The following is a 19,702-nucleotide window of genomic DNA, read 5'->3' as shown; positions in this document are numbered from 1 at the left end:
GTTAGCACTGTTGCCGCTCGTGCTCAGCGCCAGAAGCACATCTCCTGGGCGGCCGATTGCCCGAATCTGCTTGGCGAACACCTGGCCGTAGTCGTAGTCGTTGGCGATCGAGGTCAGTGTGGAGCTGACGGTAGTGAGTGCCATTGCCGGGAGCCCCGGTCGCTCCATTTCGAAGCGATTGAGCAGCTCGGAGGAAAAATGTTGTGCCGCGGCGGCGGAGCCGCCGTTGCCGCAGCATAGAATTTTGCCGTTGCCGCGCAGGCAACCCGCCATGGTGTCGGCGGCCTGGACAATGGCTGGGATGGATCGATCCAGCGCATCTCGCAGTGATTGGATGCTCTCGAGAAACTGTTGAGCCACTCTTTCATGCGCTTGCATGGCACACCGCGTCCGTTTTTCAGGCAGTCACTTGGAAGGCGTCGCGTATCCACTCGATCCCGTGTTGGCCGTCTAGGGCAACCACATCGAAACGACAGGCGGCGTTTGGCGCGTACGCGAGCAGATAGTAGCGGGCGGCCGCGATCAGTCGCCGCTGTTTCACCAGGGTCACGCTCTCGAGTGCCCCGCCGTAGCGCTTGGTCGCCCGCTGGCGTACCTCGACGAACACGATGTCGCCGCTGTCCTCCATGATCAGATCGATTTCTCCCGCGCGCGTGTGGAAATTGCGGTGCAGACAATGCAAACCACGGTGACAAAGGAATTCGAGGGCGCGGGCCTCGGCTTGTCTACCCAGCGCGCGCGAACCCGTATGCCTAGTCATGGCGGGTGGCCGTATCGGCTTGTCGGTCAGGCGGTTCCGCGGGGGCGGCCAGCGGTTGCAAGACTCCATTGACGAAATGGGCCGGGCGTAGGTCGCGGTGGATAACGCCGCTCGCATCGATTGTCAGTTGGCCGGTCTGTCCTTCGAGTTGCAAGCCGTTGTCGCCTTGCATGAGCGTGATGACGGGAGCAAGCCGGTAAGCATCCATACCGAGGGCGTAGAGGCGCGGGAAGTGCCGCGTACTCTCCGGCCAAAGCGCAGCGAGGCGATTGCGGGAGAGAGGCCCGGCGGGGTTCGCCTCAGCGCCTGGCATCAGCCAGGGAATATCGGCGAGCAGCAAACCGTCCATATCACGATCCGCCGCCGGTTGAGGCGTTCCCTCGTAGGCCTGCGCCGTGGCGATTATCGGTACGCCGATCCCGTGGTGAAAACGCAGTTGTGGCCGGATGAGGCGCGCTTCCCGGGGGAATGCGCCGATAAACAGACAGTCCATGTCCCGACGGCGTCGTGGTTGGAACTGAATGTCCCGACGCAACAAAGCCCGTAGCTGCTTGTATCGGCGTGTGCTGACATCGAGATTGAGTAGTGCTTCAATGGGCTCCCCGAAATCACTCGTGCCGGGCGTATAGGTTGTCCGCTCGAGCACGCGGCCGCCCAGCGCTTGAAAGCGTTGCTGGAACGCGTTTGCCACCCGTTCACCCCAATCGCTGTTCGCAGTGAGGCTCACCGCCGTCTCATAGCCGCGCTGCCAAGCGAGTTCCGCGGCCGCGAAGGCATCGTCTTCCGGTGCCAGACCAAACTGATATAGCCCTTCGGTGCTCGTGGCCGAGGTGGGGAGGCGATTGAGAGCCAAAACGGGTGGGGAGGCAAAATCCAGGACCGTAAGGCGTTGCAGCGCCTCCTTGGTGAGCGGCCCGATAATGACGTCGGCTCCCGCCGCCACGGCATCCTGGTAAGCGCTCAGGCTATCCGTGCCGGCCTCGCCGACATCGTAAACACGCAGCATCGGTCTTTGCTGCGGAGGGTCCTGATAATAGGCGGCGAGGAAGCCGTGTTGGACGGCGCTGCCGACTGCGGCCAAGGAACCCGAGAGTGGCAACAACAAGGCGAGCACCTCGGGTTGTTGCAGTGAGCGACGAGCCGAGTTCAGCAAGCGCTCGAGAAATGCTCCATCGACGGGATGCTCCGGATAGCGCTGTTCCCAAGCGTGCAGGGCGGCCGTCAGCGCCTGGACGTCGATCTGCCGGGTGCGATAAAAATAAGCCAGCTCCAGCCAGCCGCCGAAGCGGTTGGGAACAGGGGGGATGCGCTCGACGAGCTGTGCCATGGGGACAGCGAGAAGAGCGGACCACAGCTTTTGGCGATTGGCTCGGCGTTCCGAAGGCGTGTGGAGCAGCGCATCGCCCTCGCTGCGCAGTCGGGCAGCAGTGAGGGCCTCTCCTGCGGCCAGCCGGGCATCGGCCGCCACAGCCAGCCACGGCGCCTGAAGCTCCTCCGGGATCGGCGCGGATTGCTCACGCAGCGCGGCTACGGCGCCGGCGGCGTCGCCGGCGGCGAGCGCAAGCTCTGCTTGGACGAGGCGCCGCAAGGCCATAACGGGAGCCGGCAGCGCGCCACGGCGTGTTTGTTCCCAAAGCGCCCGCGCCCGCTGCGGCTTCTCGAGTTGGAGATAGAGGCGGGCCGCCTGAAGGCGGAGCTCATCTTGTTTCGGTGACGGGGCAGCGGCTGCCGCCTGCTCGTAAAGGGGGGCGCTGCGAGCCAGCTCACCGCTTGCCCGGGCCGCAACAGCCTGGCGAAGCAGTGGCTCGAAGGCGGCGGGCGAGCGCTCGGAGCCACCCGGCGCGAGTGCGCAACCAGCCAAGTACAACAATCCAGCAAGAACGCCGAGCAAGCGGGCGATCGGGCCTACGAGCGATGCAGCCATCCAATTGGTAGTCGTCACGTCAGCCAGATTCCATTGGCAGCCTGCTCACAGAACGGATCACGCAGAGCCCTGGTTGTGCCACGGCGTTTAACCGCCTCCGGCGCGGTTGAGGCCGAATATCAGCCGGATCGCTCGACATCTCGGATATTGGAGCGAACCGCCAGGCAGTATGGATTAGAATGGGCGCGGTGGTTCCGCGCCGAGGAGGCCACAAACTCATGGAGCGTTTGCCCACGCTCTCAGGCGGGCCACGCTAGCGCTTCCCAATCGACAGCACAAGTATCCGGATGCAAGAGCCAGCCTGTCAATCGAACCCGGGGGTGTTGTATGTGGTCGCCACGCCGATCGGTAACCTCGCCGACATCAGCCGTCGTGCGCTCGAGGTGCTGGCTGAGGTGGCTGTGATTGCCGCCGAGGATACGCGGCACACTCGCCGGCTGCTCTCGTATTTCGGTATTGATAAGCCGTTGATCAGTCTCCATGAGCATAACGAAGCGCAACGTCTGCCTGCGCTTCTGGCGCGCCTGGAGGCAGGGGGGGCCGTTGCCTTGGTCAGTGATGCCGGCACGCCGCTGATCAACGATCCGGGCTTTCGCTTGGTTCGCGAGGCGCGCGCTAGAGGGCTTCCGGTCTCGCCGATTCCGGGTGCCTGCAGTATCATTGCCGCTCTTTCGGTGGCCGGGTTACCCACGGATCGTTTCGTCTTCGAGGGATTTCTGCCGTCGCGAGCGAGCGCGCGTCGGCGCCATCTCGAGAAGTTATGCCGCGAACCGCGCACCCTGTGCTTCTTGGAATCGAGCCATCGTATCGGGGCGGCCTTGCAGGATCTGGCCGCCGTTTTCGGGCCGGACCGCATGGCCTCGCTCGCCCGGGAATTGACCAAACGTTACGAAACGGTTCGGCTCGACACGCTGGCTGGATTGGCGGACTGGGTCGCCTCGCAGGCGGAGCGCGAGCGGGGCGAGTTCGTGCTCGTCGTGGCGGGTGCTTGTATTGAGGCGCAACCAACGCAGCCCGCTCGCCTTTCGCCCGAGACGGTACTTGAATTGTTGCTCGAAGAGCTGCCCGTGAAACAGGCGGCACGTTTGGCGGCTCGGTTGACCGGCGCCTCTCGCAACACGCTCTATCGCCTTGCCTTGGGACGACGGCATTGACGGTGCGTCTTTCTCCGCGGTGCGCTAAGCTGATCACTGGACGGGAAGTCGGCCGGGCAGTCGCTATGCCGCTTGCGGCGTGGAGGAAAGTCCGGGCTCCTCAGGGCAAGGTGCCAGGTAACACCTGGGCGGCGTGAGCCGACGGAAAGTGCCGCAGAAAACATACCGCCGATGGCCCGGCGACGGGCTCAGGCAAGGGTGAAAAGGTGCGGTAAGAGCGCACCGCGCGGATGGCAACATTCCGTGGCACGGTAAACCCCACCTGGAGCAAGACCAAATAGGGAAGCAAGCGTGTGGCCCGCACGGCTTCCGGGTAGGTCGCTTGAGGTGCGCGGTGACGCGCACTCCAGAGGACTGGCTGCCCTCGACAGAACCCGGCTTACAGGCTGGCTTCCCGTCTACTCCAGCGACCGATTCGCCTTTAATGCCCTCCTGCCTGGCATATTATACAGTTGTATTTTTTTGCGTTTACGCCTGCGGATCCTGAGCTCCCTATTTTCGTAATTAAATGAATTATTCAGGCATTGTATGTTGCGATGCAATATAATGCTATGTTTTATAAGGCTTTGTTAAAAAAGGAATAAATAAAAAATGCGTGGCTTGACGTTGGATGCAGGTAATTCTACAGTGTGGACAAAAGTGGGGAAGAGTGGTGATGAATGGAGCCAAGGGGGCTTGGTAGGGGGTCCGGGTGTTTCGTGGCGTCACCCAAATAAACCTGGACATCAAGGGACGGATGGCTTTTCCCAGCCGTTACCGCGACAAGCTCATTCAGGGCAGCGACGGCCAGGTTGTGGTGACAGTGGATCGCGATCATTGCCTCCTTATTTATCCGTTTCCCGAATGGGAGCGAATAGAGCAAAAGTTGATCAGGCTCCCGGCCCTGAACCGCACGGCGCGACGGTTGCAGAGACTGCTCATCGGCCATGCCACAGAATGTCAGCTCGACGGCAACGGCCGTATTCTCGTGCCGCCGCCACTGCGGGAATTTGCGGGGTTGGAAAAGCGCACCGTGCTAATCGGCCAAGGCAACAAGTTCGAGCTCTGGGATGAGCTGACTTGGGACGAGAGGCGCGACCAATGGCTCGCGGAGGCCGCACAGGAGAATGAACTCCCTGAGGAACTCGAAGCGCTCTCACTCTGAGGCGCAGTCGCGCCTTCCGGGACGGCACCGCCCGGTGCTGCTCCAGGCGGCTGTCGACGCTTTGCGGGTTCGAGCCAATGGAGTTTACGTGGATGGAACCTTTGGCTGTGGCGGGCATGCTGCGGCGATCCTGGCTCAGTTAGGCGCGGGCGGTCGGATGTGGCTGATCGACAAGGATCCAGCCGCCATAAGCCGAGCGCGGCAGGAATTCGCGGCCGATTCACGCTGCTTTGTCCATCATGGTTCGTTCGCCGAACTGGGTACGCTTGCCACTGCGCACGGTATCCGCGGGCGCATCGACGGCGTATTGCTCGATTTGGGTGTCTCATCTCCGCAGCTTGACCAGGCGCAGCGTGGTTTCAGCTTCTTGCGCGAAGGGCCGCTTGACATGCGCATGGATGCATCCCGCGGCGTGTCAGCGGCAATGTGGCTTGCCAAGGCGCCGCCTGCGGAGATAGAGGGTGTTATCAGGGAATACGGCGAAGAGCGCTACGCCCGGCGAATCGCGCAAGCCATCGTTGCGTCCCGTCAAGCCGGAGAGCTGCCGCGCACGACCTGCGCGCTCGCCGAGTTGATCGCCGCGGCCGTTCCGCGCCGGGAACTCGATAAGCACCCCGCCACCCGGACCTTCCAGGCCATTCGAATCGCGATAAACGACGAATTGGGCGAGTTGCGACAGTTGCTCTCGGAGATTTGCGATTTGCTCGGCTCCGGCGCCCGTCTGGTGGTGATCAGTTTCCATTCATTAGAGGACCGGTTGGTGAAGCGCTTCATGCGTGATAACAGCCGCATCGGCGATCTACCGCCGGGCATCCCTATCGTGGCGCAAGCCATGCGGCCACGGTTTCGACGCCCGGCCAAACCGGTACGTCCGGATCCCGATGAGATAAGCATCAATCCGCGGGCCCGCAGCGCCGTGCTCCGCGTGGCGGAACGTTTGCCGTGACGGTCCGGCCCGTGGTGACGCTCGTGCTGGTCGCACTGGTCGTCGGCTCTGCTGTCGGGGTCGTCTACAGCAAACATAAAAGTCGACGGTTGTTCATAGAGCTGCAAGACCTGCAGCAAAAGCGTGATCAGCTCAACACCGAGTGGGGCAGGCTGCAGCTCGAGCAAGGTGCCTGGGCAACGCACGGGCGCATCGAGCGTATCGCTCGCGAGCGTCTTGAAATGAGGATGCCGAACCAGAGTGACGTGGTGATTTTAGCGACCGACAGACAATAACTTTTTGACTGTCCTGAAGGCGGTGGGCGAAGTGGGGGACCAAAATTGATCAGGCATGCATCGGACGGCAAGCCGCGACCGCTGCCCAAGTGGCGCCCAATAGTGCTGCTGTGTTGCTTTGTCGCCTTTGCCGGCGGTTTGATCTGGCGTGCCGTGGATTTGCAGGTCCTGCAAAGAGAGTTTCTTCTCAATCAAGGTGATACGAGATTTTTGCGGGAGCTGGAAATTCCCGCTCACCGGGGAATGATCCGCGACCGCAACGGCGAGCCGCTTGCGATTAGCACGCCGGTGGATTCGGTCTGGGCTGATCCCGGCGATTTGTTGTTGGCAAGCAAAGATAAGATTACCCGCCTGAGTGAAATGCTGGGGCTTGCCCCTGAGCGTCTCCTCGCGGATCTGCAAGCCCGTCGTGATCGGGAGTTTGTCTATCTGCGCCGACGTGTCATGCCGAGTCTGGGTGAAAAGGTGGTCGGCTTGAGGCTGCCCGGCGTGGCGCTGCAGCGCGAATACCGGCGTTTCTATCCCGCCGGTGAGGTGACCGGGCAAGTCGTTGGCTTTACCGATATCGACGATCGGGGTCAGGAAGGGATGGAGCTCGCTTACGACAGCTGGTTACAGGGGCAGCCAGGTGCGAAGCGGGTGATCAAGGATCGACTCGGACGGGTGATAGAGGATGTCGAGCGGCTGCGCGAGCCCAAGCCGGGACGTGCCCTGGATCTGAGTCTGGACCGCCGGCTTCAATACATCGCTTACCGCGCCCTCAAATCCGCGATCCAAAAGCATGGCGCCCGCTCCGGTTCCGTGGTGTTGCTGGACGCCCGTACGGGTGAAGCGCTGGCGATGGTCAATCAACCGGCGTTCAACCCGAACAACCGTGCCGAGCTGATACCCAGTCATTATCGCAATCGTGCCGTCACGGACGCTTTCGAGCCCGGTTCGAGTCTCAAACCTTTCACGATCGCTGCGGCGCTGGACAGCGGTCGGTTCGCTCCTCATTCGCTCGTCGATACGGCCCCCGGTGTGCTGCGCGTGGCGAGCGACACGGTGCACGACGTACGCAATTACGGGGTCATCGATGTGACGACGGTGATCGAGAAGTCGAGTAACGTCGGTGCCGCAAAAATCGCCCTCGATCTCAAGCCGGGGACGGTATGGCGAATGCTCGGTAACGTTGGCTTTGGTCATCCCACCGGCAGCGGTTTCCCGGGGGAGGCCGCCGGCTATCTCTCGGGGCGGCCGCCGCGTTACCCGATCGATCGGGCCACCCTGGCATTTGGCTACGGCATCTCCACCACCGCGTTGCAGCTCGCTCAGGCATATACCGCCATCGCCAATGACGGCCTCCTACTGCCGGTCTCGCTGCAGCGCCTGAACGGCGCACCGCAGGGACAACGCGTCATGAGCGCGCACAGCGCAAGAGCGGTGCGTTCCATGATGGAACAGGTCGTCTCCGGCGAGGGAACGGCGCCCAAGGCGGCCATTCCGGGCTATCGAATCGCCGGCAAAACGGGGACCGTGAAGAAGTCCGTATCCGGTGGCTACGCGGAGCGCCGTTACGTGGCGCTGTTCGCTGGAATCGCACCGGCCAGCCGCCCACGCTTTGTCTGCACGGTGATCGTCAACGAGCCCAGCGGTAAGGCATATTACGGCGGACTCGTGGCCGCGCCGATCTTCCGCCAGGTGGTCGAGGGGGCGCTGCGGCTGCGCAACGTGCCGCCCGATAACCGTTTGCGGCAACGCCCCGCGCTTTTGGCGGCCGGGGAGTTGACGCCATGATCCTTTCCGCGGCCCGGCATAGCTATCCGTTGCGGGGGCTGCTCGAGCCGTTCGGGATCGAGGCCGACGAGCGTGCGGTCCAGGGGGTTGCATTGGATAGCCGCGAGGTGCGACCCGGCTATCTTTTTCTGGCGGTCCCGGGCATGTCCCATCATGGCGCGGAGTTTCTCGCCGAGGCGCTCTCTCGCGGAGCTGTCGCGGTTCTATGGCAGCCGGTGCAAGGGATCGATGGCGAGGCGTTGAACGCGCGCTGCGCGGAACAGGCGGTGCCGTGCATCGCGGTGCCACGCTTGTACGCACAGCTCGGCCTCATCGCGGCCCGCTTCTACGGGAAGCCCGCCACCGCCATGACCACGATCGGCGTGACCGGCACCGATGGGAAGACGTCGGTCAGCCAGTTCATTGGCCACGCCCTGGCCCACTACGGCCAGAGCTGTGGGATCGTCGGGACGCTTGGCTGCGGAATGCCGGGCCATCTGGCGATGGCGAGTAATCTGACGACACCGGATCCGGTAACACTGCAGCGCGAGCTGGCTGAATTGCGTCATCGTGGCGCGCGCGCGGTCGTGATCGAAGTGTCCTCACACGCGCTGCATCAGCAGCGCGTCGCCGGGATCGATTTTGACATCGCCGTCCTTACGAACCTCAGCCGGGACCATCTCGATTATCATCCTACGCAGGCCGCCTATGCGCGGGCCAAGGCCTCGCTGTTCCAGCGACCCGAGCCGCCAACCGTCGTTGTCAACGTCGACGATGAATTCGGTCAGCAGATACGAGCCGGCGTGCGTCAGGCGCGCGTGATTGGCTATTCCGTGGCCGGCGACGCAGCGGCTGAGCTGCGCTGCTTACGCCATACGCCACAGCCGGGCGGGCTGCAGTTGGCGCTGGACGCCTACGGCGCTCGCGGCACCGTCCGTGTCGGCCTGCTGGGCCGCTTCAATGCGGCGAACGTGCTCGCGACGCTCGGCGTCTTGCTCGCAGTGGGAATACCGCTTCGCGAGGCCTTGGAGTGTCTGTCGGTGTTGCAGCCGGTCCGGGGGCGGATGGAACGCTACGGCGGCGATGGCCGCCCCTGGGTGGTGATCGACTACGCGCATACGCCGGCAGGTTTGCAGGCGGCGTTGCGGGCAATGCGCGAGCACTTTTCCGGGCGCATCTGGTGCGTTTTCGGCTGCGGCGGTGATCGTGATCGCGGGAAACGCCCGCTCATGGGCGCGCTCGTCGGCGCCACCGCCGATCGAATCATCATAACCAATGACAATCCGCGGACCGAAGATCCGCGGCGCATTATCGCCGAGATTCAGGCAGGTCTCGGCCCCGGGTCGGGCGGCCGGGTGCGCGTCATCACCGATCGTCGCGAAGCGGTCATCCATAGCATCCGGGCGGCTGCCTCCGAGGATGCGGTACTGATTGCCGGCAAGGGCCACGAGGAGTACCAGCTCGTCGGAGCGCAGCGGTTGCCTTACAGCGACCGTGAGAGCGTGAAACGCGCACTCAGGGAGTTGCATTGATGGACTCGGTGCCGCTCAGCCGTCTGATCGCGGACCTCGGCGGGCATTTGCGCGGTTCGGACCGAGAAATCGTCGGCGCCGCGATCGACTCGCGCGAGATACAGCCCGGCGAGCTCTTCGTCGCCCTTTCCGGCCGGCGCAGCGACGGCCACGACTTCGTCACCGCCGCGCGTCGCGCCGGTGCGGCAGCGGCATTGCTCGAGCGAGCCGTATCCGATTCTTTGGCGCAGTGGATCGTCGACGATGCGCGCCGGACCCTGTCTGCGTTGGGCTGCTGGGTGCGACGGCAGTGCAACGCGACTCGGGTCGTCGCGGTTACCGGGAGCAACGGCAAAACCACCGTAAAGGGAATGTTGGCGGCGATCCTCTCGCAAAGCGGGGAGACGCTCGCGACAGCGGGGAATTACAACAATGAACTCGGTTTGCCTTTGACCCTGTGTCGTCTGCAGCGCGGCTATCGCTACGCCGTCCTCGAACTCGGTGCCGGAGCGCGCGGGGACATTCGCTGCCTGGCGCAGTGGGCTCGCCCGAGCGTCGGTGTCGTCACCAACGCCGGTCCCGCCCATCTGGGCGGTTTTGGATCGGTGGCCGGCGTCGCGCGCGGCAAGGGGGAGCTCTTCGAAGCGCTTCCCGAGGACGGTATCGCCGTAATCAACGCCGACGATGCCTTTGCGGATCTTTGGCGGCGGCTGGCCGGGTCCCGGCGCTGCATCACCTTCGGCTTCGGCCGCCATGCCGAGCTCCGCGGCGTCAACGCTGCCGGGGGCGAGCTGGAGCTGCACTGGCACGGCGAGGTCTTGCCGGTCCGTTTGCAATTGCCCGGGCGCCACAACCGGCTCAATGCGCTGGCCAGCGCGGCAGCGGCGTTGGCGCTCGAGGTGCCCGGCTCGACGGTCCGTGCCGGGCTGGAAGCGATGCGCCCACTGCCGGGGCGTCTGTGCTGGCGCGAGGGGATTCGCGGCGCCCGCATTCTTGACGATACGTACAATGCCAACCCCGCCTCACTGGCCGCGGCGATACGGGTATTAGCCGAGGGTTCGGGCCGGCGCTGGCTGGTTTTGGGCGATATGGCCGAGCTGGGCAATACGGCCCGGCGTCGGCATCGGCGCGCCGGGTGGCTAGCTCGGGCAGGGGGCGTGGAACGCCTGTTCGCAATCGGTGAGCTTGCTACGGAAACCGCCGTCGGGTTCGGAGCCGGGGCCGTTTGCTTCGATAATCGCGAATCGCTGGTCGAAGCGCTCGCCAGTGAGCTTGGCCCGGACGTGATGGTGCTCATCAAAGGCTCACGCGCGGCGGTCATGGACCGCATCGCGGAGCGTTTGGTGATCGAAAAGCCCAACGTGGCCGGGTCGGAGGATTGAACGTGTTGCTGATCCTGGCGGAATGGTTGGCGCAATACCACGGTGCATTCAATGTCGTCCAGTATCTGACTTTTCGCGCCATTGTCGGAGCGCTGACCTCGCTGATCATATCGCTGGCCGTCGGCCCCGTGCTCATCCGTTGGCTCACGCAGTATCAGGTCGGGCAGCAGATTCGCCAGGACGGCCCGCGGACTCACCTCTCCAAGGCCGGTACACCGACGATGGGCGGTGCGCTGATCTTGCTGAGCATCACCGTCTCGACGCTGTTGTGGAGCGACCTCGCCAACCGCTTCGTGTGGATCGTTTTGCTCGCCACCCTCGCCTTTGGTTTGATCGGCGGGGTGGATGATTATCTCAAGCTCACCCATGGCAACAGCAAGGGACTCTCGGCGCGCATCAAATACAGCTGGCAGTCGGCGCTCGGGCTGGTGGTCGCCTTGGTGCTGTTCGCCACCGCGCAAACACCGATCGAGACCGCTCTGATCGTTCCCTTTTTCAAGTCCGTGCAAATTCCTCTGGGCTGGCTATTCGTGCCGTTGAGCTATTTCGTCATCGTAGGTTCTTCCAACGCCGTGAACCTCACCGATGGTCTCGATGGACTGGCCATTGTGCCGACGCTTCTGGTTGGCGCCGCGCTGGCCGTGTTCGTCTATGCCACCGGCCACATCAACTTCGCTCAATACCTCGGTATTCCCTACATCAGCGGGGTGGGCGAGGCGGTGGTTTTCTGCGGGGCCCTGGTGGGTGCCGGGCTGGGTTTTCTTTGGTTCAACACCTACCCAGCGTTGGTGTTCATGGGCGATGTAGGCGCGCTGTCATTAGGCGCCGCGCTGGGTGTGCTGGCCGTGGAGGTGCGGCAGGAATTGGTGCTCTTTGTCATGGGCGGCGTATTCGTGGTCGAGACGCTTTCGGTCATGTTGCAGGTGGTCGCCTTCAAATTGACCGGTCAGCGCGTGCTGCGTATGGCGCCGCTGCACCATCATTTCGAGCTCAAGGGATGTCCGGAGCCACGCGTGATCGTGCGGTTCTGGATCGTCACTATCATTCTGGTCCTCGTTGGACTGGCAACGCTGAAGCTGCGTTGAGCGCCGGGAGTCGATGATGGCGGGCAGGGTTGACAAAGCGGTCGTCGGGCTCGGGGAAACGGGCCTCTCGTGCGTGCGCCATCTGCTCGCCGGGGGCTGGCGGGTCGCCGTGACCGATAGCCGCTCACGTCCGCCGCAGCTCGCCGCCTTGCGTGCGGCTTTCCCGGAGGTCAGCGTTACCAGCGGCGGTATCGATCAAAGTATGTTGATGGGGGCCGAAGAGATCATCGTCAGTCCGGGTGTCCCGCTCACGGAGCCTGCGCTGTGCGCGGCGCGCGATCGTGGTATCCCCATTATCGGGGATATCGAGCTGTTTGCCCGCACCGCCTCGGCACCGGTGCTCGCCGTTACCGGGACCAACGGCAAGAGCACGGTCACCGCATTGCTCGGCGAGATGGCGCGAGCGGGCGGGGTCAACGTGGCGGTTGGCGGCAATTTCGGGCCGCCGGCGTTGGATTTGTTGCGGCTCCCGCAGGTACAGCTCTATGTGCTCGAGCTCTCGAGTTTTCAGCTCGAAAGCGTTCACAGTCTCAACGCCTGTGCGGCGAGCGTTCTCAACATTGCCCCCGACCATTTGGACCGGTATTCGAGCTTTGCCGACTATATCGAGGCCAAGACGGCTATCTTCCGCGGCAACGGGGTCATGGTACTCAATGCGGATGACGCGGCGGTTAGCGCCTTGGCCGAGGCGGGGCGCGAGACGCTTTATTTCACGCTCGCCGCACCGCGCGAGTCGTGCACCTTTGGTATCGACTATCGGCACGGCGAACCGTGGTTTTGCCACGGTCGCAACAAACTCGCGCCGAGCGCTGTCTTCCAGCCGATTGGCCGCCACAACCAGGCCAATGCACTCGCGGCGCTGGCGCTCGGCAGCGCGGCGGGGGTGCCAGCTTCGGGCCTGCTAGCCGGCTTGCGGACATTCAAAGGTCTTGCGCATCGCATGGAGCCGGTGGTCAAGCATGACGGGGTGCTCTGGATCAACGACTCCAAGAGCACCAACGTCGGGGCGACCTTGGCGGCGATCGCCGGGCTTGATCGGCCGTTGATCCTGATCCTGGGCGGCCAGGGCAAGGGGCAGTGTTTCCGGGAATTGCGCGGCGCGGTTCGTGAGCGCGCGCGCGCCGCCGTGGTGCTCGGCCAGGACGCCGAGCGCATTGCGAGCGCCCTGCGCGATGCCTGCCGGATCGAAGCGGCCGCGGATCTGCCCGCGGCGGTCGCGGGCGCCGCGCGCTTGGCACGGCCCGGCGACATCGTCCTACTCTCTCCGGCCTGCGCGAGCTTCGATATGTTTTCGAACTACGCCGAGCGCGGTGAGGCGTTCCGCGAGGCGGTGGAGGCTGCAATCCATGGCTGAGACCGCGTTCAGTTCCGCTACGCGCAGCGAGCGCGCCCGACGTGAGCCGCCTTTGACGGCCAATCTGGACTGGCCGTTAATCGGCGTGCTTACGGCAATTGCCTCGTTGGGCCTCGTGATGGTGATTTCCGCGTCGGTCGCGGTTGCGGACCGCGAGCTTGGCGAGCCGTTGTTCTATTTGCGCCGCCAGGGCGGCTATCTGCTGTTCGCGGCGCTGTTGGCCTGGCCTCTTCTGAGGGTCCCGATGCTGCAGTGGCAGCGGTTCAGCGTGGCGCTTCTGGCACTGGCAGTAGGGTTGCTGATTCTGGTTTTGGTGCCCGGGGTCGGCCATTCGGTCAACGGCAGCGCCCGTTGGTTGCCGTTGCTCATCTTCAATCTGCAGGTCTCAGAAATTGCCAAGCTGTGTGTCTTTCTCTATCTCGCCGGCTATTTGGTCCGGCGCGGTGAGGCGGTACGAGCGACGCTGAGCGGTCTGCTGATCCCGTTCGGGGTTCTAGCGCTGGTTTCGTTGCTATTGCTGCTCGAGCCGGATTTCGGGGCCGCCGCCGTGCTCATGGCGACCGGTCTGGCGCTGCTGTTCACCGCTGGCGTGCCGTTGACGCACTTCGCTTTGCTGCTCGTGCCGGTCGCGGCGACGGGCGCGGCGCTAATCGTCACGGAGCCATATCGCTGGCAGCGCTTGACGGGTTTTCTTGATCCTTGGGCCGACCCCTTCCATTCCGGATTTCAGCTCACGCAGTCATTGATCGCGATCGGCCGCGGACAATGGTTGGGGGTGGGGCTCGGTAATAGCGTGGAGAAGCTGTTCTACCTGCCCGAAGCGCACACGGATTTTCTCTTCGCCGTGCTGGCCGAAGAGCTCGGCTTCGCCGGCGCGAGCGTGACCATCGGGCTTTATGGGTTCGTCGTCTGGCGAGCCTTTCGGATCGCAGCGCAGTCGATGATCGCGGAGCGGCGGTTCGGCGGCTATTTCGCCTACGCCGCAGGCATCTGGTTGGGGTTGCAGGCTTTCCTGAATATCGGCGTCAACATGGGGTTGCTACCCACCAAAGGGATGACTTTGCCGCTCATGAGCTATGGCGGCAGCAGCTTGGTGATCACCGTGCTCATGCTCACCCTGCTGCTGCGCGTCGACTACGAGAATCGGCTGGCCGCCGTGGGTGCCACCGCCGTGACGAGGGAGGGCGCGGTATGAAAGGCGCGCTCGTGATGATTCTAGCCGGCGGAACCGGCGGTCATGTATTTCCGGCCCTTGCCGTTGCCGAGGAGTTGCGGCGGCGGCGTGTCGATGTGATCTGGGTGGGCACGCGCCGCGGTCTGGAGGCACGGGTGGTCCCGGCAACGGGAATCGCTATGGAGTGGCTGGATGTCCGGGGCTTGCGCGGCAGCGGCTGGCGAGGCTGGCTCGCCGCCCCGGCCATGCTGTTGCGCGCCTTGTGGGGGGCGTTGCAATTGGTGCGCCGCTACCGGCCGAAAGCGGTACTGGGCATGGGCGGCTACGTCTCCGGGCCGGGGGCATTGGCGGCCTGGCTACTGCGTCGGCCGTTGCTGATTCACGAGCAGAACATCACTGCCGGCATGACCAATCGGCTCCTGCGACGGCTGGCTCGGGTCGTGATGACGGGCTATCCGGGAAGCCTTGGAGGCGGGCGCGTGAACGGCGTGTGGACTGGCAACCCGGTGCGCGCCGAGATCACGCGCGTTCCGAGCCCGCGGCTGCGTTATGCGGCGCGCCGCGGTGCCGCACCGCGGTTGCTGGTTCTGGGCGGCAGCCAGGGCGCCGCCGTGCTGAACGCGGTCATCCCCGCGGCGCTTGCCACGCTCGCAGCGCAGCAGCGCCCCATCGTGTGGCATCAGGCGGGTGAGCGGACCTTGGCGCAGGCTCGGGAGGCCTATCGCCGCTGTGCGGTTGCCGCCACGGTGAGCGCCTTCATCGATGATATGGCCGAAGCGTACGGCTGGGCCGACCTGGTGGTTTGCCGCGCCGGCGCGCTGACTGTCGCCGAACTGACTGTCGCGGGTGTGCCAGCGATATTGGTGCCGTTCCCGCACGCCGTGGATGACCACCAGACGGCCAATGCCCGCTATCTCAGTCGCGCGGGTGCGGCGGTCGTCGTTCCGGAGCAGGAGCTTACCGCTGCGCATCTGAGCCGGGTGCTCGGGAGCCTGCTCGATGATCGCGATCGACTCTCGGTCATGGCACAGCGCGCGCGCGAGCAGGGGCGTCCGCAGGCGACGGCGTCCGTGGCGGCGTTGTGCCTGGAGTGGGCGGCATGAGCGTGGCAGTGAACGGCACATGGGATCCGAACGCCCCCGGCGCCATGAGGCGAGTACGGCGCATTTACTTCGTCGGTATCGGCGGCTCCGGAATGGGCGGGATTGCCGAGGTGTTGCTGAACCTTGGTTATGAGGTCTACGGCTCGGATCTGCGCGAGAACGCGGTGACCCGACGCCTGAGCGAGCTCGGCGCTTGTGTTTGGTATGAGCACGATGGCCGGCGGGTGGCGCACATGGACGCCGTGGTGACTTCCAGCGCCGTCGGCGCGGATAACAGCGAGGTGGTGGCTGCGCGCCAGCTCCGCATACCAGTCGTCCCGCGTGCCGAAATGCTCGCGGAGCTGATGCGCTTTCGCTACGGGGTTGCCGTGGCGGGTACGCACGGCAAGACCACCGTAACCAGTCTGATCGCGAGTCTGCTCGCCGAGGGCGGCTTGGACCCGACGTTCGTGATCGGCGGCAGGCTCAACAGCGCGGCAAGCCACGCGCGCTTGGGCGCGGGCCGCTATCTGGTGGCGGAAGCCGACGAGAGTGATGCCTCTTTTCTCTATCTGCAGCCAATGATGGCCGTGGTCACGAACATCGATGCGGATCACCTGGGTGCCTACCAGGGTGATTTCGCCCGTCTGCGTGCGAGCTTCCTCGAATTCCTGCACCACTTGCCCTTCTACGGATTGTCGGTGCTTTGCATCGACGACCCGGAAATTCGTCACCTCATGGAGCGTATTACGCGCCCTGCCCGCACCTACGGCTACAGTACCGATGCTGACGTGCGCGCCACCGACCTCGTGCAAAACGGCCTGCGTACCCGCTTCACGGTTCGTATCGATGACGAGTCGCCCTTTGCGGTGGATTTGAATTTGCCCGGTCGACACAACGCCCTGAATGCGTTGGCGGCGATTGCGGTGGCCTCGGAGCTCGGTGTATCGCGCCAGGCCATCGTGCAGGGTCTAACGGAGTTCGCCGGAATTGACCGGCGCTTTCAACCTTGCGGCGATCTCTATCTCGAAGGCAGGCGTGTCCGTCTAGTGGACGATTACGGCCACCACCCGCGCGAGATCGCGGCCGTGCTGGAGGCGGCACGGGAAGGCTGGCCGGGGCGGCGGGTCGTGCTCGCTTTCCAGCCGCATCGCTACAGCCGGACGCGGGATTTGTTCGAGGATTTCGCCCGCGTGCTCTCCGGGGCTGATGCGCTGCTGCTCACGGAAGTCTATGCGGCGGGCGAGGCGCCTCTCGCCGGCGCCGACGCACGCAGCTTGTGTCGGGCGATCCGCGCGCGTGGGCAGGTGAATCCGGTGTTCGCGCTGAGCGTGGAGGAGTTGATCGAGCTCCTCCCGGATGTGGTAAGCGACGGGGATCTACTGATCATTCTCGGGGCCGGGAGTATCGGCACTGTCCCGGCTCTCCTGCGGGCGCGTTACGGCGCCGTGGAGGGCGAGCGATGACGCGTCGCTGTGGAATCCGCGGCAGCCTGCACGAGAACGAGCCGATGGGACGACACACGTCCTGGCGGGTCGGCGGACAGGCGCAGCGGTTTTTCGAGCCAGCTGACGCGGAGGACTTGGCGGCGTTCGTGCGCGAGCTATCGGCGCAGGAGACGGTCGTTTGGCTCGGGTTGGGCAGTAATCTCCTGGTGCGTGACGGCGGGGTGCGGGGAACGGTAATCCAGATGCGCGGCGCTTTGACTGAGCTGGAGCGCTTGCAGGAGCGCCGGGTGCGCATTGGGGCCGGTGTGGCATGCGCGAAAGTGGCGCGGGCATGCGCGCGCTGGGGCTTGGCCGGTGCGGAATTTCTGGCGGGTATCCCGGGCACGATGGGTGGGGCGCTCGCCATGAACGCGGGGGCGTGGGGTGCCGAGACCTGGTCGCATGTGGTGGCAGTGGAGACGCTCGACCGCGACGGCGTGCATCACCACCGCACCCCTGCTGAATACCGCGTCGGCTACCGCACAGTGACCGGCCCGGGCCCGGAAGCCTTTCTGAGTGCCACGTTGCAGTTCGCCCCCGGTGATGATGCGCAGGCCCTGAGCGCGCGTGTCCGAGCTCTGCTGGCACAGCGCGGGGCGTCGCAACCGCTGGGCAGGCCCAGCTGCGGATCGGTGTTTCGCAATCCCCCGGGCGATTTCGCCGCCCGGTTGATCGATCAGGCGGGCCTGAAAGGACAGCGTATCGGCGGGGCCTGTGTCTCGATGAAGCATGCCAACTTCATACTCAACCTCGGCGGTGCCACCGCCACGGATATCGAGCGTCTGATCACCTACGTGCGCCGCCGGGTACACGAATTCCATGGCGTGGCGTTGCAGCCGGAGGTTTGTATCGTGGGGGAGGCATCCGGCGATGGTTGACTCCAGCAGCGAGGCAATCGCGGACGCGGGCCGGGTGGCTGTATTGGCCGGTGGCTGGTCTGGCGAACGCGAGATATCCCTGAAAAGTGGCGCGGCCATATTGGCAGCGTTGCGCCGGCGCGGTGTGGACGCCCATTGCTTCGATCCGGCGCAGCAGGCATTTGCGGCGCTCGCCGAATTTGACCGGGTTTTCATCGCCTTGCATGGCCGCGGTGGCGAGGATGGTGTGAGCCAGGGCGCTCTGGAGGTCATGGGGCTGCCGTATACCGGCACGGGCGTGCTGGGCTCGGCGCTGGGCATGGATAAGCTGCGTTCCAAACTGATTTGGCACGGTCTGGGGCTGCCGACACCGCCATTCGTGCGATTGGACTCGGAGGCGGCACTCGGCCGGGTGGAAGCCGAGCTCGGCTTCCCCGTCATGGTTAAGCCGAGTCGCGAGGGCTCCAGTCTGGGTATGACACGGGTGGACGGCAGCGCCGCGCTGTTGAACGCCTGGCGCATCGCGTCTCGCTATGACGACGCGGTCTTCGCCGAGCGATGGATAGACGGTCTGGAATATACGGTCAGCTTGCTCGGTGCCCAGGCACTGCCCGCGATCCGGATCGAGTCGGCCAGCGCGTTCTACGATTTCGACGCCAAATACCGGGCCTCCGAGACGCGTTTGCATTGCCCGTGTGGCCTCTCGGGCCAAGCGGAAGCGGCGCTCGCTGAGCTTGCTGCGGCGGCCTTCGACGCGGTGAGCGGCAGCGGGTGGGGGCGGGTCGATCTAATGCGCGACACCGAGGGCGCCTTCTGGCTATTGGAAGTCAATACGGTCCCGGGTATGACGGACCACTCTTTGGTGCCGATGGCCGCCCGCGCCGCCGGTATCGAAATGGAAGAGCTTGTGTGGCGGATCCTGCGCACGAGTTTCATTCGGCGGGGTTTCCAATGAGCGCGGTGAGCATGGAGCCTGGCATCGAGCGCTGGGACGCTGAGGCGAGGCGAGGAGGACAGGTGGCGCCGGTACGATTCGCGGCGGCGCGCAGCGGTGCCTTGGCGGTACTGACGCTAATCGCTCTGGGCAGCGCCGCGTTGGCTTGGCAGAGGTTGCCGGTGGAGCGTTGGCTGCCGCTTAATTCAGTGGCGTTGCAGGGCGATCTTGTCCATGTCTCGGAGGCGCACTTGCGCGCGGCGATCGGGCCGTTACTGCGCGGCGGCTTGCTGGGCGTGGACGTCACCGCCGTTCGCTTGGCGGTGGAGGCTCTGCCTTGGGTCGATCACGCGACGGTGCATCGGGTCTGGCCGGATGCGCTGCGCGTGAGCCTGGTCGAACAGGTGCCGGTGGCTCGCTGGGGCGAGGCGGCATTGCTCAATGAGCGCGGCGAAATCTTCCGGCCGAGTGCGCTCCCCGCAGGATTGCCGCGTCTGTCCGGTCCGGAAGGCAGCGAGGAGCGGGTCCTGCGACGTTTTCAGCACCTTCGCGATCGGTTGCACGCGATCGGTTTGAACTTGGCGGGCCTGACACTGGATGCGCGCCGCTCGTGGACCGCGGAACTGGAAAACGAGGCGGTGATCCGGATCGGCCGCGATCAGGTCGAGCCGCGAGTGCGGCGTTTCGCCGCGGTGTGGCCGCGGATCAGCGCTCAGCACGATCGCGCGCTGCGCGTCGCTGACCTGCGGTATCCGAACGGTTTGTCCATACGTTGGGGCGATGTGCCCGCAGCGGATGATCGACGAGGACGCGAATGATGAGCTGGATGCATCGGGCCCGGGCGCAAGAGATGGCCCCGACGACGTGTCGCCCGCTCG

Annotated in this window: 18 protein-coding genes and 1 other RNA gene; 16 read left to right on the top strand and 3 right to left on the bottom strand. The window is 64.6% G+C overall.

Going from position 1 to position 19,702, the window contains the following annotated elements; all coding sequences use genetic code 11:
• The 3 genes from AC52Q4_RS06365 to AC52Q4_RS06355 form a co-directional block, all read right to left on the bottom strand.
• On the bottom strand, positions 1–378 hold a 378-nt coding region (locus AC52Q4_RS06365), incomplete at its 3' end, for an SIS domain-containing protein (RefSeq protein WP_495535964.1).
• A 19-nt stretch (positions 379–397) separates the two neighbouring features.
• Complete coding sequence (locus AC52Q4_RS06360; RefSeq protein ID WP_495535963.1) at positions 398–760, bottom strand: YraN family protein; 363 nt, start codon at positions 758–760, stop codon at positions 398–400.
• On the bottom strand, positions 753–2,684 hold the full coding sequence (locus AC52Q4_RS06355) for a penicillin-binding protein activator (protein ID WP_495535962.1): 1,932 nt from the start codon (positions 2,682–2,684) through the stop codon (positions 753–755). The genes AC52Q4_RS06360 and AC52Q4_RS06355 overlap by 8 nt, the downstream gene beginning before the upstream one ends.
• A 287-nt stretch (positions 2,685–2,971) precedes the next feature.
• Here AC52Q4_RS06355 and rsmI point away from each other — a divergent pair, with 287 nt between their 5' ends.
• From rsmI to AC52Q4_RS06275, 16 genes are all read left to right on the top strand, one after another.
• Positions 2,972–3,838 (top strand): 16S rRNA (cytidine(1402)-2'-O)-methyltransferase, encoded by an 867-nt coding sequence (gene rsmI, locus AC52Q4_RS06350; RefSeq protein ID WP_495535961.1) that lies wholly within the window; start codon positions 2,972–2,974, stop codon positions 3,836–3,838.
• A gap of 44 nt (positions 3,839–3,882) precedes the next feature.
• Positions 3,883–4,236: RNase P RNA component class A (rnpB, locus tag AC52Q4_RS06345), an RNA gene on the top strand.
• 293 nt (positions 4,237–4,529) lie between these two features.
• Complete coding sequence (gene mraZ / locus AC52Q4_RS06340) at positions 4,530–4,982, top strand: division/cell wall cluster transcriptional repressor MraZ (protein ID WP_495535960.1); 453 nt, start codon at positions 4,530–4,532, stop codon at positions 4,980–4,982.
• Positions 4,983–5,016: 34 nt separating this feature from the next.
• The gene (gene rsmH / locus AC52Q4_RS06335; RefSeq protein ID WP_495535966.1) at positions 5,017–5,928 is read left to right on the top strand and encodes a 16S rRNA (cytosine(1402)-N(4))-methyltransferase RsmH; all 912 of its coding nucleotides are present in this window, start codon (positions 5,017–5,019) and stop codon (positions 5,926–5,928) included.
• On the top strand, positions 5,925–6,203 hold the full coding sequence (gene ftsL / locus AC52Q4_RS06330) for a cell division protein FtsL (RefSeq protein WP_495535959.1): 279 nt from the start codon (positions 5,925–5,927) through the stop codon (positions 6,201–6,203). Before rsmH ends, ftsL begins: the two co-directional genes overlap by 4 nt.
• 45 nt (positions 6,204–6,248) lie before the next feature.
• Positions 6,249–7,979, top strand: coding sequence for a peptidoglycan D,D-transpeptidase FtsI family protein (locus tag AC52Q4_RS06325; RefSeq protein WP_495535958.1), 1,731 nt, complete (start codon positions 6,249–6,251; stop codon positions 7,977–7,979).
• Complete coding sequence (locus AC52Q4_RS06320; protein ID WP_495535957.1) at positions 7,976–9,490, top strand: UDP-N-acetylmuramoyl-L-alanyl-D-glutamate--2,6-diaminopimelate ligase; 1,515 nt, start codon at positions 7,976–7,978, stop codon at positions 9,488–9,490. Before AC52Q4_RS06325 ends, AC52Q4_RS06320 begins: the two co-directional genes overlap by 4 nt.
• A complete protein-coding gene (locus tag AC52Q4_RS06315; RefSeq protein ID WP_495535956.1) occupies positions 9,490–10,851 on the top strand; it encodes a UDP-N-acetylmuramoyl-tripeptide--D-alanyl-D-alanine ligase in 1,362 nt (453 codons plus the stop codon). Before AC52Q4_RS06320 ends, AC52Q4_RS06315 begins: the two co-directional genes overlap by 1 nt.
• Positions 10,852–10,853: 2 nt before the next feature.
• Positions 10,854–11,936 carry a phospho-N-acetylmuramoyl-pentapeptide-transferase gene (gene mraY, locus AC52Q4_RS06310; protein WP_495535955.1) on the top strand — a complete coding sequence of 361 codons (1,083 nt, stop codon included), beginning with the start codon at positions 10,854–10,856 and terminating at the stop codon, positions 11,934–11,936.
• Between the two features lie 16 nt (positions 11,937–11,952).
• Positions 11,953–13,290 (top strand): UDP-N-acetylmuramoyl-L-alanine--D-glutamate ligase, encoded by a 1,338-nt coding sequence (murD, locus tag AC52Q4_RS06305; protein ID WP_495535954.1) that lies wholly within the window; start codon positions 11,953–11,955, stop codon positions 13,288–13,290.
• Positions 13,283–14,485: a putative lipid II flippase FtsW gene (gene ftsW / locus AC52Q4_RS06300; RefSeq protein ID WP_495535953.1), complete on the top strand. Its 1,203-nt coding sequence runs from the start codon at positions 13,283–13,285 to the stop codon at positions 14,483–14,485. The genes murD and ftsW overlap by 8 nt, the downstream gene beginning before the upstream one ends.
• Positions 14,482–15,567: an undecaprenyldiphospho-muramoylpentapeptide beta-N-acetylglucosaminyltransferase gene (murG, locus tag AC52Q4_RS06295; RefSeq protein ID WP_495535952.1), complete on the top strand. Its 1,086-nt coding sequence runs from the start codon at positions 14,482–14,484 to the stop codon at positions 15,565–15,567. Before ftsW ends, murG begins: the two co-directional genes overlap by 4 nt.
• Positions 15,564–17,012, top strand: coding sequence for a UDP-N-acetylmuramate--L-alanine ligase (murC, locus tag AC52Q4_RS06290; protein WP_495535951.1), 1,449 nt, complete (start codon positions 15,564–15,566; stop codon positions 17,010–17,012). The genes murG and murC overlap by 4 nt, the downstream gene beginning before the upstream one ends.
• Positions 17,009–17,911 (top strand): UDP-N-acetylmuramate dehydrogenase, encoded by a 903-nt coding sequence (gene murB / locus AC52Q4_RS06285; RefSeq protein ID WP_495535950.1) that lies wholly within the window; start codon positions 17,009–17,011, stop codon positions 17,909–17,911. Before murC ends, murB begins: the two co-directional genes overlap by 4 nt.
• Entirely contained in the window at positions 17,904–18,845 is a 942-nt protein-coding gene (locus AC52Q4_RS06280; protein ID WP_495535949.1) for a D-alanine--D-alanine ligase, read from the top strand. The genes murB and AC52Q4_RS06280 overlap by 8 nt, the downstream gene beginning before the upstream one ends.
• Complete coding sequence (locus tag AC52Q4_RS06275) at positions 18,842–19,642, top strand: cell division protein FtsQ/DivIB (RefSeq protein ID WP_495535948.1); 801 nt, start codon at positions 18,842–18,844, stop codon at positions 19,640–19,642. Before AC52Q4_RS06280 ends, AC52Q4_RS06275 begins: the two co-directional genes overlap by 4 nt.
• Positions 19,643–19,702 lie beyond the last annotated feature (60 nt).

It is taken from the genome of Nitrococcus sp. (genome assembly GCF_059432795.1).
The sequence above is the reverse complement of the archived record's forward strand: the minus strand, read 5'-3'. Positions and strand labels throughout refer to the sequence as shown.

Excerpts from the sequence above, each read along its gene's own strand:
- AC52Q4_RS06360 (WP_495535963.1), bottom strand. The coding sequence starts at position 760 with ATGACTAGGCATACGGGTTCGCGCGCGCTGGGTAGACAAGCCGAGGCC.
- AC52Q4_RS06355 (WP_495535962.1), bottom strand. The coding sequence starts at position 2,684 with ATGGCTGCATCGCTCGTAGGCCCGATCGCCCGCTTGCTCGGCGTTCTT.
- rsmI (WP_495535961.1), top strand. The coding sequence starts at position 2,972 with ATGCAAGAGCCAGCCTGTCAATCGAACCCGGGGGTGTTGTATGTGGTC.
- AC52Q4_RS06320 (WP_495535957.1), top strand. The coding sequence starts at position 7,976 with ATGATCCTTTCCGCGGCCCGGCATAGCTATCCGTTGCGGGGGCTGCTC.
- AC52Q4_RS06315 (WP_495535956.1), top strand. The coding sequence starts at position 9,490 with ATGGACTCGGTGCCGCTCAGCCGTCTGATCGCGGACCTCGGCGGGCAT.
- murD (WP_495535954.1), top strand. The coding sequence starts at position 11,953 with ATGGCGGGCAGGGTTGACAAAGCGGTCGTCGGGCTCGGGGAAACGGGC.
- ftsW (WP_495535953.1), top strand. The coding sequence starts at position 13,283 with ATGGCTGAGACCGCGTTCAGTTCCGCTACGCGCAGCGAGCGCGCCCGA.
- murG (WP_495535952.1), top strand. The coding sequence starts at position 14,482 with ATGAAAGGCGCGCTCGTGATGATTCTAGCCGGCGGAACCGGCGGTCAT.
- murC (WP_495535951.1), top strand. The coding sequence starts at position 15,564 with ATGAGCGTGGCAGTGAACGGCACATGGGATCCGAACGCCCCCGGCGCC.
- murB (WP_495535950.1), top strand. The coding sequence starts at position 17,009 with ATGACGCGTCGCTGTGGAATCCGCGGCAGCCTGCACGAGAACGAGCCG.
- AC52Q4_RS06280 (WP_495535949.1), top strand. The coding sequence starts at position 17,904 with ATGGTTGACTCCAGCAGCGAGGCAATCGCGGACGCGGGCCGGGTGGCT.
- AC52Q4_RS06275 (WP_495535948.1), top strand. The coding sequence starts at position 18,842 with ATGAGCGCGGTGAGCATGGAGCCTGGCATCGAGCGCTGGGACGCTGAG.